Source organism: Marinobacter sp. MA, from assembly GCF_048298425.1.
GTDB lineage: Bacteria > Pseudomonadota > Gammaproteobacteria > Pseudomonadales > Oleiphilaceae > Marinobacter > Marinobacter salsuginis.
The window spans coordinates 2,370,188-2,382,826 of the sequence record NZ_CP103058.1 but is presented as its reverse complement, the minus strand read 5'-3'; the positions used below and the strand labels follow the sequence as shown (position 1 = coordinate 2,382,826).

At 54.0% G+C, this 12,639-nt stretch carries 9 protein-coding genes and 1 riboswitch; of the genes, 1 reads left to right on the top strand and 8 read right to left on the bottom strand.

The annotated features are described in order from the left end of the window. Positions 1–27: 27 nt before the first annotated feature. The 8 genes from NUW46_RS11090 to NUW46_RS11055 all read right to left on the bottom strand — a co-directional run bounded on the left by NUW46_RS11090 (position 28) and on the right by NUW46_RS11055 (position 11,716). The gene (locus tag NUW46_RS11090; RefSeq protein ID WP_418140104.1) at positions 28–1,443 is read right to left on the bottom strand and encodes an exosortase/archaeosortase family protein; all 1,416 of its coding nucleotides are present in this window, start codon (positions 1,441–1,443) and stop codon (positions 28–30) included. A 129-nt stretch (positions 1,444–1,572) separates the two neighbouring features. Continuing rightward, positions 1,573–2,367 (bottom strand): PEP-CTERM sorting domain-containing protein, encoded by a 795-nt coding sequence (locus NUW46_RS11085; RefSeq protein WP_227514495.1) that lies wholly within the window; start codon positions 2,365–2,367, stop codon positions 1,573–1,575. Between the two features lie 32 nt (positions 2,368–2,399). Then, positions 2,400–2,474, bottom strand: a riboswitch (cyclic di-GMP riboswitch). A gap of 172 nt (positions 2,475–2,646) precedes the next feature. Then, positions 2,647–5,322 carry a tetratricopeptide repeat protein gene (locus tag NUW46_RS11080; protein ID WP_418140103.1) on the bottom strand — a complete coding sequence of 892 codons (2,676 nt, stop codon included), beginning with the start codon at positions 5,320–5,322 and terminating at the stop codon, positions 2,647–2,649. A 20-nt stretch (positions 5,323–5,342) separates the two neighbouring features. After that, a complete protein-coding gene (gene prsR / locus NUW46_RS11075) occupies positions 5,343–6,665 on the bottom strand; it encodes a PEP-CTERM-box response regulator transcription factor (protein WP_418142026.1) in 1,323 nt (440 codons plus the stop codon). A 151-nt stretch (positions 6,666–6,816) separates the two neighbouring features. Next, a complete protein-coding gene (gene prsK / locus NUW46_RS11070; RefSeq protein WP_418140102.1) occupies positions 6,817–8,952 on the bottom strand; it encodes an XrtA/PEP-CTERM system histidine kinase PrsK in 2,136 nt (711 codons plus the stop codon). A gap of 81 nt (positions 8,953–9,033) precedes the next feature. Next, a complete protein-coding gene (locus NUW46_RS11065; protein WP_069183489.1) occupies positions 9,034–9,981 on the bottom strand; it encodes an SDR family oxidoreductase in 948 nt (315 codons plus the stop codon). Further along, the gene (locus tag NUW46_RS11060) at positions 9,981–10,796 is read right to left on the bottom strand and encodes a lysophospholipid acyltransferase family protein (RefSeq protein ID WP_209397149.1); all 816 of its coding nucleotides are present in this window, start codon (positions 10,794–10,796) and stop codon (positions 9,981–9,983) included. Before NUW46_RS11060 ends, NUW46_RS11065 begins: the two co-directional genes overlap by 1 nt. Then, positions 10,793–11,716 carry a D-hexose-6-phosphate mutarotase gene (locus tag NUW46_RS11055; protein ID WP_418140101.1) on the bottom strand — a complete coding sequence of 308 codons (924 nt, stop codon included), beginning with the start codon at positions 11,714–11,716 and terminating at the stop codon, positions 10,793–10,795. Before NUW46_RS11055 ends, NUW46_RS11060 begins: the two co-directional genes overlap by 4 nt. Before the next feature lie 132 nt (positions 11,717–11,848). Between NUW46_RS11055 and NUW46_RS11050 the strand changes: the two genes are divergently transcribed. Then, the gene (locus tag NUW46_RS11050; RefSeq protein ID WP_418140100.1) at positions 11,849–12,598 is read left to right on the top strand and encodes a 2OG-Fe(II) oxygenase; all 750 of its coding nucleotides are present in this window, start codon (positions 11,849–11,851) and stop codon (positions 12,596–12,598) included. The last annotated feature ends 41 nt before the right edge of the window (positions 12,599–12,639 follow it).

Here is a 12,639-nt window from a genome sequence, read left to right as displayed (position 1 = left end):
AAACGGGTCGACAGGCCAGAACTGGCTTCAGATATCGGTCGCTGCCTCAAAGGCTGCAAGTCGGTCCAAGCCCTCATCACAGGTCGAGGTTTCGCACAGCGTTTGCAGTGAAATCAGTGCGAACCGCGTTCTTCCGCTGTAAATTGCTGGTAGCTGCAATAGCTTGGCTTTGACGTAGGAGTCTGTGCGATACCCGCCAATGGCGTAAATATGCGAGACAACAACCCTTTGGGTTGTGTTGATGCGCCTCCATATTTCCTTGCCTGGGGCTGGTGTAGCCTCCCTGAACCACATGTCGCGATCCACGAGTGGCGGTAAGTAGGGGACGATCTTTTGTTCCGGAGAGTGACGTTGGATCTGTGCCAGAGATACGTAAACTCCCGTGTCTTCCTCCACATAGAATTTTTGTTCCAGCTGATCAGGCACCTGGAGCGGTAATGGAAGAGCCTGAGCACTTATTTCGCTGAAGTCAGAGCTTGTGATCGAGAGTGGAGACTCCTCTATCTCCCTCGCCTGAACCAAGAAAACCACCCCAGTTCCGGCCACCAGCGCTGTAAGAATAAAACCAAAACCGGAGTGGCTGATCACGTGATCATTACCAGTCTGTAAAGTTTTTCGGCGCCTGACCGGAGCCAGAACAAGCGCCGGTAGAATAAAGGCGGCAAACACGATCCATCCAAACAACTCGTGTTCACGAACCAGGGAGCTTTCCATATTCGTCCAGTCAGCTATCAGCACCAATGCAATGATGCGGACCCAATTAATAACCAGAGCCAGGACGATGGAACAGGACATTATCATTGCCCAGCCTCGCCACCGATAGTCGTTCAGGATTGCCGTGAACGCTCCAAGCAGCATTGCGATTGCAAGGAAGCCGATGCCGGAACAACCGTCTGCAATTACGAGTCTGCCGTAGGCGAGGGTGATATTGCTGCCTTCAATCAATGCAGTTATCCCCAAGGCGCTGACTGCGCTCCCGACGACGATGGTGGCCATATCCACCAGTATCGGAATGAGGTCAGCCCATATAGGCAGCGATAGACTGAGCAGGAGAAGGTACGGAACGAGCTTCAGCGCACCCCCCAGCCCGAGCAAAGTCCACGTGATTGCAAAGAGGCTGACTGGCAAGCTGAGATAGGCGAGCGTATCTATTCGAACCAGTTCAAGTGCCGCCCACGCGAATGTGACAAGAATGAGCAGTATGCCTCCAACAGGCCGACTCCACAGCCCCCTATCAGACCAGCCGGAGCTGCTACCCAGAGGTGGGTGAATAACAAGAAGAGCGAGATAAGCAATAGCTGTGGGGAGGCCGTGTGACATGGTCTGCTCCCACTTCAGCCAGATTTCAACGAGCCTGGCCCATGAGGGATAGAAAAGTACAACGGATGCGAGGGTGGCCAAGAGGAAGGGCCAAGCATGAGAGAGCCGGGGAGCCAAAGTCATCCGTAACCTGAGAATCCTGTTATTGATTTACTGCAAAGGGTATCGCCTTATTCATCGTTCGTCATCAGGTCTTACCGTCAAAAACCCCGCCGCATGGACGGCAGGGTTTCTAGGTGGTTGTATCGGGCCTTAGGCTTTCCGGCGTCGAACAACACCGAGGCCGAACAAACCAATACCGAGAAGGGCAAGCGTTCCGGGTTCAGGAACCGGTACGATGTCTTCAACGTAGACCAGCATGTCGTTGTAATCCATGTCTGATCCGTCCTCGAAACCGAGGATGTAGTCATCGTTTTCCCAAAGTACGCATTTTTCAGGAGTCTGCTCAGAGCAGCCGTAAGTTATTTCGCTGCCGAGATTGATCCGTTGCCCCTTGCCCTGAATCGCAACAAAGCGCTCAACGCCGCCATTACGCTCGGCATCCGAGTAGATTACCGGGGCGCCACCGTAGCCCAGGTAAAATCCGAACTCCTCGCTGGCGAAGGTTCCCTTTTTCTGGTTGTTGACGTAAACGCTGTAGCTACCACCAGAGATGTCGAAACTGACTTGGGCGCGGTTGGCGTTGTCAGTTACGGGTCCATTGTAGCCGCCACTTGTGGTGAAGCTGCCTTCGTCCGCACCGTTAAACAACTCGACATAATCGTCGCCGTTGTAGATGCCGAAAGACTGTTTGGACAGCATGGACGTGATTTCAATCAGAAAAGTTGCTGTGCTGTTGCTTCCGTCCGGGGATGATGTGAAAAAAGGTTCAGTGCTTACATCGTTGTTTTTCGTATCGCCGAGCACATTAACGCTGGGTCCAGAGACAATGAGATTGTCGTTGATAATCTCACTGAGGTTCGCCTCAGAACCGTCGTTAATGAATGCTGCTTGAGCAGACATGGCGCTCAGACACGCTACAGCTAAAGTCGTTCTGGCCAATTTCATTGTACTGATACTCCGTCAAGGTGTAGTGCGTTCCGTGCAACCCGGCTATCTCAGAGAGATCCGTGGCTTTCCGTCCCCCTCTCGCGAGAGGTTTGGCGGCGGGGACGTGTCCCCACCTTTGTAGATATCAACATCTGTGCCAGAACGGGAAAATATATATGAAACAGTTGGGTGGAGAAGCCATTAGGTTGGTTGTGTAAAGCGGCTATGCATGAGATGTAAAAAAACCAGACACGCTTTCGAGTCTGGTTTTTTATCGATAAGGCGAGACGGCTATGGTTAGAGTGCCCTGCGAACCTCGTCTAGGTGCTTTTTGAATTCCTCGTTATCTGGTGCCATGGCGAGCGCCCGTTGAAGTTGATCCATTGCTGCACGGTGTTGGCCATCAAGGTGAAGAATCCAGCCATAGGTATCGAGAATCGCGGGGTTCTCCGGCTCGATCTCGGCAGCACGAGCTGCGAATTCAAGGGCACGGGCGGTATCTGTATCCCTTAATGCCCAGGCCAGATTGTTCAAAGCCGTTGTATGGAGTGGATCCTGCTGTAAAACCTTTTGATAGTGATTTGCGGCAGCCATGATGTTCCCTTCGGTCATCAATTGATTTCCGCGGGAAAGGTTGGCAGGAACGCTATCAGGGGCGAGATTAACCCATTCTGCCGTGAGTTCGTTGGTCTTCTCATTGGCAACCTGATTGGACAGCTGAACGAGCGCAGGAAGCACTGCAGGGTCTCCGTTGTCACTCCAAAATTTATAGAGGGACTGAAATGCTTCTTCGGCGCGATTTTCAGCCTGCAGGATGGCGGCACGTGCAACGGTCACCGCGGCCGTTGTTCCGAAAACCTGTTCGACATCCAGTACCGCAGTCTGAGCTGCGTCGATATTACCCTGCTGGGTGAGAATTCGTGCCGGTAGCAGAGCAAAAGCCTGATTTTCGGGGTTCAATGCAAAAGCCTGTTGAGCCTTGTTGACCGCTGAATCCCATTGTTCTGAGAGTGCGAGTTGTTGTGCTTCTGCAGCAAGCAGGCTGGCTTCAGCGGTCTTGAGTGGCGTTGATTCCATTCCCTTTCCGGCTTTTTCGAGACGGGAACGGGCTGTTTCCAGGTTCTCTTCCGATACTAGCCAAAGGATCTCTGTTGCGGCGAGGGCATTGGCCAGTTCCGGGTCAGCCTGACTGACCGATCTGGTCCATTCCGACACGGCTGAATCGCTTTGACTATTGGCGGCATGGAGCCGTGCTGCCCTGAACAGCAGCGGTAGTTTTGGTTCGGTTTGTTTGGCAGCGGCGACAAAGCTGTTGACGGCTTTATCTGGTTGACCCGTCTCTTGGTATAGCTGGGCAAGCGTAACGTGTACCTCAATGCTTTCAGGGTTGCTGTCACGAAGGCCTTCCAACTTATTGATTGCGTCTTCGGTATTGCCAGCGCCTGCTAATGAGATCGCTGCAAGAAGCTGCGCAGAGCGGTTCTGGGGATATCCGTTCTCAAGGGATTGTTTTAGCTCTCTAAGTTCTCCGGTTTGGCCCTCGCGGATAAGTAACCGCACATAGGCCGCTGTGGTGGGCCAGTCGTCCGGTTTGTTTGCAAAGGCAATCCGGAGTTGTCCGAGCGCTTGCTCGGGCATCGCCTGACGTTCGTAATAATTGGCCAGGGCCAGTCGAAGACGAACGTTCTCGGGATTGAGGCTCAGGGCCCGGCTCAGGCTTGCGACACCCTCGGATTGAGTGTCTTCGAGACTCAGCGCCACCATGCCGTGCATGGCCAGCAGTTCCGTGTCATCGGGGCGGGCCTCGATTGCTCGAGCTAACGTTGCATAGGCTTCCCGACGCTCTCCCTTGTCGATCCGAGCCATTGTTGTGAGTCGAATGAAGCGTGTGGGGGACGTTTCCGGATCAATATTCTGGGAAAGTAGGTCCAGGCCCTCTTGAAGCCTTCCTTGTTGCAGGTTAAGCGCGCCAAGGGTAAGAGCGATTCTTTCGTTATCGGGATTTAACTGGAGCAGATCCTGGAGGGTCTCAGAGGCCTCGTCGAAGCGACCCTCCTTAATCGCAGAAATCGCTGACTTTGCCTGATTCTCAAGATCGGTATCGGTGTTCTCAGCAAGAACCCGATTGTATACCTGTGCTTCGGTAATGCGGCCTTGTTCTGTAAGGACGCGGGAGAGCAGGGTCAGAGTCTGTCTTCGCACCGGTAGAAAAAAATCAGAGGTGGGAAGGGCGTTCACAGCCGCCGTTAGCGTCTCTACGGCTGGTTCCAGGCGATTCAGGGTGTAAAGGGCGCGCCCCTTCAGCATCAAGACTTCAGAGCTGGCCGGATGTTCCGCGAGATAGGCATCAGCCTCAGACACCGCTTTCTGAGGATTGTTCAAGTGTAAGTATGTTTTGACAATTCCTGCGGTGGCCTTTTCCAGTTGCCATCCCTCGGTCACTGCTTTTTCGAATTGCTCAATGGCTGCCTGATAGCTGCCAGCGAGTCTCAGCGCTTCGCCCTGCACAACGGCGCCACGCCCTTTTTCTTCTGGGGTTTCAAGGTCGGCCTGTGCCAATGTTTCGCGCGCGGATAAATGCTTGCCCTGCCCAATGTAGGATTCCGCCAAGGGGAGGGCGATCTCGCCAGGCTGTTGATCCAGTCTTGGAGCCAGGAGTGTCTCGACTTCTGGATAGGCGCCCACACGAAGATAGAGATCGGAAAGGCGAAGAATGTAGTCCAGATTATCAGGCTCCTGCTGGATGGCATTCCTTATTTCCAGCATGGCGGACCTGTACTGTCCTTGCTCTGCGTAGGTTTCACTGCGGTTAATGTGAGAAAGACCTTCCGGCTCTGTAGAGCCCCCGCCGCACCCCGGCAGCACGAGAGCGGCTGCTAGTCCGATGCCGATACACCGCCCTCTGAATAAAGTAATCAGGCGCGCCTTCGGTTGGCGCCGCTGGATTTGGGCGGATTTTGGTGCATGGTTCATAAATATTCCTACCTTGCTCTCTAGCTCTCTGGTGAAGCTTCAGAGGTTTCGATGTTGTATTTATCGGTAAGGCTATAAATGGTGGGGCGTGTTATGCCAAGTAATCGGGCCGCCTTCGCCATATTGAATCCGCTTACCTGGAGTGCCTGGTTAAGGGCGCGCCGCTCTGCGGTTTCACGAATCTGGCGAAGATTCAGGCATTTCTCATCTTGCGTTGAGCTTGGTTGCAGTGACAGGTCTTCGGCAGTCACTCTTTTGCCTTCTGCCATTATGATCGCCCGCTTAACCTTGTTTATCATCTCTCGCACATTCCCTGGCCAGGGATAGTTATTAACAGCGTTTATGGCGTCTTCGGCAAATGACAGGTGGGGGCGGTCGAGCTCCTTTCCGATACTTTTCAAGAGGGACACGGCGAGAACGAGGGCATCACCATCGCGATCTCTCAAAGCAGGAACGTCAAGCGTGATTTCGCTGATGCGATAATACAGATCCTCGCGGAACTCGCCGCTTTCAATGAGATGGTTCAGATTCCGGTGGGTCGCGCAGATAACGCGTACATCGACTGAAATCGGTTCGATTGCGCCAACGCGATCAATCATCCGTTCCTGGAGAAATCTCAGCAGTTTCGCCTGCAGCGCGAAGGGCATATCACCAATCTCGTCCAGGAAGAGAGTCCCTCCGTTGGCAGATTCGATCTTACCTTTCTTGTTCTGTGTTGCGCCCGTGAACGCGCCTTTCTCGTAGCCGAATAGCTCGCTTTCCAGCAGGGTCTCTGGAATCGCTGCGCAGTTAATTGCCGCGAAGGGCTTTGAGGCACGAGGGCTGAGATCATGCAATGCCCGGGCAAGCAGCTCTTTGCCAGTTCCGGTTTCTCCGTTTATAAGTGTCGTTACATCTGTCGGCGCGATTTTCTCCAGCGTTCGGCAAACCTGGAGCATCTGCGGGCTGGCGGCAACAATGCCTTTTATATTGGCGGCACTTTGCTGGCTCACGAGTTCACGGTTCTCACGCTCCAATTCGTACAGACGGAAGGCACGGTCAACAACAAACGTGAGGATGTCCGCATCAAGAGGCTTCTGGTAAAAGTCAGAGGCGCCCATTCCAATGGCCTTGACAGCATTTTCCTTATCTTCGCGACCCGTGACCACAATGACCTTGGTCAGTGGCGCAAGCCGAAGAATCTCTTCCAGCAGGCCGAAGCCTTCAGAGGCCCCTCCCGGGTCGGGTGGCAGGCCAAGATCCAGGGTAACCACGTTGGGCTCTTCACGCCTCAGCACTGCCAGAGCCGATTCTCGGTCCGATGCGACGCTTACCTCGAGGTCGTCGCTGAAGCACCAGCGCATCTGGCTTTGGAGTCCGGGATCGTCTTCTACGATCAAGAGTCGTCTAGTCACAACAGAATTAAATCCTTTTCAAGCGTTTCCCTTACCGAGATTCTTAACTGAACGTTGGCACTTTGCAATGCTCGAAGGAAACAATCGGAAAAACCGCCGGTTAATTGGCGCTCTCTTTCGGCTGCTCAGCGTCATGAATTGGTCGATACGTTTGTTCGGTCATCGACACCGACCTGTCGGATGCGAGTGGAATCCGCACAGAAAAACATGAGCCAATCCCGGGTTCGCTTGTAACATCAATACTGCCCCCAATTTTCCGGATATATTCCCTTGCCTGATAGGCCCCAATACCCATGCCCGTTAACCCTTTGGTACTTTCAAAGGGTTTGAACAATTGGTCGCTGATGAATTCCTCGGTCATTCCTGAGCCCGTGTCCTGAATGAACAGAACAACGGAGCCTTTGGAGGTCTTGATTGTCAGTGTGATTTCGCCGGAGGGGGGCGTCGCATCCTGCGCGTTCTGAATCAGATGGCCCAAGACGCTGCGAAGTTGTTCAAGATCAGCCTTAACGATCACTTCTGGTGGAGCGTCATCGACATGCGGCGCTGGCGCACGGTGTTGGTAATGTGTCACCAACTGCTGCACGAGGTGTGTCAGGTTGATTGGTTCAAGATTGACCCGTTCTTCCGTGTGAGGTTTGCGAATGTGGTCCACCAGGTTCGACATTTTTCTCACAGCGTGTTCAGTCGTATTAATCATGTCGTCGATGAAAGCAGGGTTATTGCGGTGCTTTGGCGCATTCTTCACTAGCAGTGACAATTGGGCGATAACGGTCTTGAGGTCATGAACCATGAAAGAGGAAGCCTTACTTACGGCTTCAAACTGCATTGCGCGGGATAGCCTGTACTGGGCATCTGCCTGGGCGAGCAGGTTGCAGGTTTGCCGAGCCACCACTTTTATCAGGTCAAAATTTTCCCAATTGAGTTCTACTTTGGCGTATGGGTTGCCGACGAGCGCCATGCCATAAAGATCATTACCTAGATAAAGCGGGATGATCAGCCAGCAATCAGGCGTTTTTGCTATTGCGTCAGGAATCTCCAGGAGGTTGTAGCTGACTGGATCAGCCTTGTATTCATGGAGGTCAACAATCCATTCTCGATCCCGAAAAAAGCGAACCAGTTCGGAGTCGCCCTCAATCATGGTGTATTTGGGTGTTGAGAGGTTGACCGAAGCTTTCAGTATGTAGGCGTCCTGCTCGCCTATCAGCCAAATCGCGCCTGCATTACTTTCAACAAGTCCCGCAAGTATCCGAATAACCCGCTGGGGCAGAGGAGGGTCATTGCTCAGGTCGGCCAGTTCCCTCGTCATCTTCAACCATTCGTCGCGGTAGTCATATTTGTAGTCAAAGAAGTTTTGACTGATGAGCACCATCAGTTTGGATCGGATGCGCCTTGAGAGAAGGAGCGTTGTCAGGAACACGAGAGAAATGGTGAAGAACAGTACTTGTAGGGCGTCGCCCCATTCGCCGCCTAGTGTTCGGACGTAGTATCCACCGAGGGCGAGGAACAGAAGGTAGCCGCCGGCGAATATCAGGGTTCCGCCATGAAAAACCGCCGAACGGGATAACTGGAAATCAACAGGCTGCCTGCGTGTGTTGATGACATTGACTGCAAACAATGGCGTCAGGAGTGCATTTACAAAGCCTCGGGCGTTCCAGAAGGAGTCCGCTACATGGCCAAAAAGAAGTGCATCGGCATACATGAAGAAGTCGAACGCGAAAACGGTACCTACGCCAATACACATATACTTGATGCTTGATCGGCCAAAGCTGGGCGAATTGCGCCAAATTTGTTCGATCAGAGACAAACCAAGCAGAGAAAGGCCGATTTGGCCCAGGAGTTTAATCTTCCCGCCGGCTAAATCCAGGTCAGTGAAGTTTTCTACAAGTCCGATTCCAAGCAGAACGAAAAGAAGAACGCCAGCGCTGGCGCCCAGAATCTGTTTTACCTTGCCCGTAAACCTGTTTTCCTTGAAACCATCTTTTAACAGGGCAAATAGCAGATAGATCCAGGCGGCATCCCGGAGGAGTTCAATAAGGTATCGAAGATTAAAGCCCGGGTAGCCCCAAAGACTCTGGCTCACAAGGGAAAGGGCCCAAATGGCTGAAATGGTTGAAGCCAGCGCAAGGGCGCGGTCCACGCCACGCCGGAGGTACCGTGCCGCAACCAATATCGTCAGAAGCCCGAACGTAATCGACGCCAGGGAATAGCTGAGTACGTCCATGTTGCTGAACATGCCAGAGTGCCCCGTTGAGAAGTCCTTTTCCAAGAATAGCTCTGTTTAGCAATGAGCGTAACTTATGTAGCCAGCGTTTACCTAAACCGGCCTCTTATTCTCCCGATAAAACCGGAAAATCTCCTTCAGCGGCCGCTTGGGCTCAAAGCCGAACTCCTTCACAAACGCCCGCCCGTCTATTACCACCGGATACTTGAAGAATGCCATCAGGTAGGACGGAAAACTCTTGAGCTTAAGCGTGCCGAGGATCATCTTCGGCACCATCGGCGGAATTGAGGGTACAGGAATCCGTTTGCAGCCGCAGAGCTTCAACGCGTGCTGGTACGCTACCCAGTCCTGCGGTGCAACGTTGTACACGCCACGTGTCGGTTTTTTATACGCCAGTACAATCGCATCGGCCATGTCATCAATATGGATGAATTGCATCATGGGGGAAAAGCCCGCCAACACCGGTGCCCGTTCACTGGCCAGCAGCGTGCTAATGGTATTACGCACGCCGGGGCCCACGATGTTGCAGGGCCGCAGGATGGTGATGTTCAGTTCCGGGTAGCGCCACAGGTAGATGTTGGCGAGGTTTTCCAGCTCAACCGAGTCGATCAGATCGGCACTGAGCCCCGCACTTTTCAACGGGGCAGATTCATCAATGAGTGCCGGGTTGTAGGCCACGGCGCCGTATACGTGGAAGGTTGAGAGCACCACCACCCGTTTGATGCCGTACTTGTGGCTCAGGTCCAGGAGTTTCTGGGTGCCCAGCACGTTGGCGTTGTAGCGGCGCATACGGGTGAGCTGGCTGGACATGATCCGGCCCATGTGGATCACGCCATCAAACTGGTAGCGCCGGAACAGATCCTCGAAAACCCTTTTGTTGAAATCGATACAGTAACTGGGAATGTCGTCGCCCAGGTAGACCTGTTCCCGAAAATCCACGGCGACCAGGTCGCAGGTGTCGCGGAGTTGCTCAATAACCTGTTGGGCAAGGGCGCCGGCGGCACCGGTAATCAGAATGTGCGGTCTGCGTTGTTCGGTCATCAGAAAAGCCTTTTCCTTTCGCTCAGTCCCTTGTCGATCAGCCGGCTGATTTCCGCTTTCACCTTCTCCACGCGCTCGGTGACCTGTTCTTCAGGGATTTCCAGATCGTCAAAGTACATCGGGGCCCCGAAATTCAGGTGTACCTTTGCCGGTAGCACCACGGGCATGGCGACCGGGGCGTAAGGGATGCCCAGAGCCTTTGCCAGGGGCTTGATGTTGGCGATGGCCGGGATGGTTTCCTCACAACCAACCACACCCACGGGCACGATTGGGGCTTTGTATTTCATGGCGAGGTGCATGAAGCCGTTGCCGAAACGCTTGAGCTGGTAGCGGTCCTGGTAAAGTTTTCCGGAGCCGCGCACGCCCTCCGGGAACACGATGACCGCTTCATCGTTGGCGAGCATCTTGGCGCAGTTGACCGGGTCTCCAAGAACTGCGCCTACTTCATTCAGCAGGTTTCCCAGCCAGGGCACAGTCGGGAAGAAGCGCTCAATCATTGCTCTTGGAATGCGGGCATCTTTTTCCCGGGAGGCGAGAGCGTAACCGATCAGCAAGCCATCAATGGGTAATTGCCCGCTGTGATTGGCAATAATCAGCACCGGGCCCTCGGCGGGAATGTTCTCGACGCCGTGCGCCTGCACCCGAAAGTATTTTTCGTAGATCTGTTTGGTAATCGAAAGCCCGTATTTGATGGCTTCGTTGTTATAGCCCCAGGGATCGTAGCCCAGGCTGCCGATGGGTTTGCGGATGCGGTTGATATGTTCGTCCAGCTCCGCGGGAACCAGTCGGGTTTTCAGAAATGATGCCAGGCTCATGATTTCCTTCCGATGAATACGCCTAATGTGTGGCTTTGTCCTTCATTTAGCACCCGATAGTCGCTGGCGGCATTGGCGGTTTCGACGCACAGCATGGACTGCCAGGCCGTATCCGGAAAGTCCGACAGTGTTGCCGCTTTCGCCGGCCCCGGGTTCCATACGACGGTCGAATCGCTACCCACCGAGGTCAGTTTGCGGCCGGTTCGGGGTGTGACGATGGTCAGGGGCTCGCCGCTCTCATAGATCCGGTCCGTCTCGCCGTCAAAATACACTGGGCCTTCCTGATTACGGTATTCCCAGTTATCCAGGGTGTCGATGTACTGGCTGTTTCCGAGGCCCAGTACTCGTGTGCGGCTTATGTCACTCGTTGGCAGATAAGTATGGAGTGCCTGGGTAAACGCGAGGGGGTCTTTCCCCAGATTCGTCGTGGTTAGAGCCAGCTGGCAACCCCGAATAGAAAAGCTGAACGTAAACAGCGCAAGTGCGTGGCCAATCCAGACATCACTGAAGTCCTCGTTGGCATCCAGAGACAGACTGATTTCCACTTCGTGCGCGTTCTCCCGGACATCCTCCAGTTTCCAGAGTGCGGTTCTGGCAAAGCCGTGGGCTTTGTCGGTATGGATCCGCTTTCGGACTTCAGGCGCATTGCGGGCAGGATCCCCGAACCAGGGCCAGCAGACCGGAATGCCGCCCCGGATGGCGCGACCAGGTTCGTAGCGTGCGGATGGGCTCATCCACAGCCAATCGGACTCATCCTGTGGCTTGAAGCTTGCCAGGTGGGCTCCCTGGAGAAACAGGGTTGCCTGAAACAGAGGGTGATGTACCTCGAGGGCTTCCAGTTGCCCGATCGTTTTCCAGCGCGTGAAGGACCACTGGCCCGGCGATAGTGAGAGCGGTGGCCTGTTACTGCTTTCTGACATGATTATCTGCTAATGGGAATCTGCTGAGTGAAACCGGTTAAGTGTATTTGCCTACACAGAGAGTAAATTAAAACTGCCGCTCCGGCGAGAATTGCGCCTAAAATACGCTCAAATTAAGCACGAGGCCCGACGATGGAAACGCCGGTAATAGTCCCAATCAACGATCCCGTGAACACCCCCTTGAGTAGCGCCTACGATGCGGTGGCAGGCAGTGATGTTCAGTCAACCGACCTTGCGCCGGATCAACGTGAGCTGTTGTCCGAGGAGTGGCTGGACGACCTGGCTTCGGGACTGAGTGAGCATGGTTGGATGTCGCTCGATGTCCGCTCACGGCTGGGAGAAAACCTGTTGGCGGCGCTGAAGCAGGAAGTGCAGATTCTTGATCGTACTGATGCCATGAAAAAAGCCGGCATTGGCCGTGGCAATGATCTGGTGCGTGACCGCTCGGTTCGACGCGACAAGATTGCATGGTTGCAAGGTGTCACAGCACCCCAGGCTGCGTTGTTTGAATTTTTCGAGACGATTCGCCAGGGGTTGAACCAGAGGCTGTTTCTCGGGTTGAAGCGATTTGAAACCCATTACGCGACCTATCACCCTGGTGATTTCTATAAGCGGCACCTGGACAGCTTCCGGGGCAGGGCGTCTCGCGTTGTCAGTCTGGTGTTGTATCTCAACGAAGATTGGCAAGCAGCCGATGGCGGAGCTCTCCAGGTTTTCAATCGCGACAACGATCAGGAAGTTTGCGGAACCCTATTGCCCGAGGCCGGGCGCATGGTTTTGTTCATGAGCGAGGAAATGCCGCACGAGGTGTTACCTGCAAACCGCACTCGTTACAGTCTGGCTTGCTGGTTCCGTCAGGACGAGGTGCCCTTGCCCCTCTAATGCCGATACGGGAGGGCGCGCCGATTTGTCATTGTAGTGTG